The 980-nt window shown below is 70.5% G+C and carries 1 protein-coding gene and 1 pseudogene; one reads left to right on the forward strand and one right to left on the reverse strand.

Translation table 11 applies throughout. The annotated features are described in order from the left end of the window. Positions 1-281, forward strand: a pseudogene (locus tag ROTAS13_RS27605) (hypothetical protein); the annotation flags it as partial. Here ROTAS13_RS27605 and tnpC read toward each other — a convergent pair. Continuing rightward, positions 264-980: IS66 family transposase (gene tnpC, locus ROTAS13_RS25015; protein ID WP_139323591.1), on the reverse strand; the 717-nt coding region annotated here is incomplete at its 5' end. The pseudogene ROTAS13_RS27605 and the gene tnpC overlap by 18 nt on opposite strands.

Here is a 980-nt window from a genome sequence, read left to right on the forward strand (position 1 = left end):
CCACCGTGGCGCTGCGCCTGGCCCATGCCCGCTGGGCGGCCAGCGCCCTGGTGGCCAGCGGCGCCGTGGCCGCGGCGGAGATCGCCTCGCTGCGCGACCTGGTGGTGCCGCTCGAGCGCGCCCAGGCGGCGATCCGCTTCCTGTACGAGAGGGCGGGCGACGGGACGGCAAGGGGCCGGCCCTCGGCGGCCGGCCACCACGTGGCCGAGGTGCTGCGCATCGTGGCCCGGCATTACGTTGGGCGTAAGCGCTGCCTGGAGACCCTACGCGGCAGCGCTTGACGTCTGCTCATCGGTTTTGGCCAAGCACCAGGGCATGAGTTCGTCGATGCGGCTGTTGGGCCAGCCGTTGACGAGCCGGGTCAGCAGGTCGGTGAAATAGCGCTGCGGATCCACGCCGTTCAGTTTGCAGGTTTCCACCAGAGAGGCGACGGCGGCCCATCTTGCACCACCATCGTCGCCGCTGGCGAACAACGCATTCTTGCGGCTGAGACAGATGGGGCGGATGGCCCGCTCCACGGTGTTGTTGTCGATCTCGATACGGCCGTCGTCGAGGAACTGCTCCAGCCCCTTCCGGTGGTTCATCGCATAGCGGATCGCCTCCGCCGTCGGGCTGCTGCGCGGCAGGCGCCCGAGCTGGGCGTCGAGCCAGGTGAACAGCTCCGCCACCAGCGGCCGACTGCGGGCCTGGCGCACCGCCAGGCGTTCCGCGGCTGGACGGCCGCGGATCTCCGCCTCGACGGCGTAGAGGGCGGCGATGCGTTGCAGGACTTCGGTGGCGATCGGCGCCGCGCCGCCTTTGGCCAGGTCGTAAAATCCGCGCCGCACATGCGCCCAGCAGAACGCCAGCGTCACATCCCCGCCGGTGGTTAGTGCTTTGTAGGCGGCGTAGCCGTCGCACTGGACGATGCCACGGTAGCCCTGCAGCAGCGCCTTGGCATGCTCCTGCCCGCGGCCGGGCGCGTAGCGGAACACCACGGC

It is taken from the genome of Roseomonas sp. TAS13, assembly GCF_001950415.1.
Classification (GTDB): domain Bacteria; phylum Pseudomonadota; class Alphaproteobacteria; order Acetobacterales; family Acetobacteraceae; genus Roseomonas; species Roseomonas mucosa.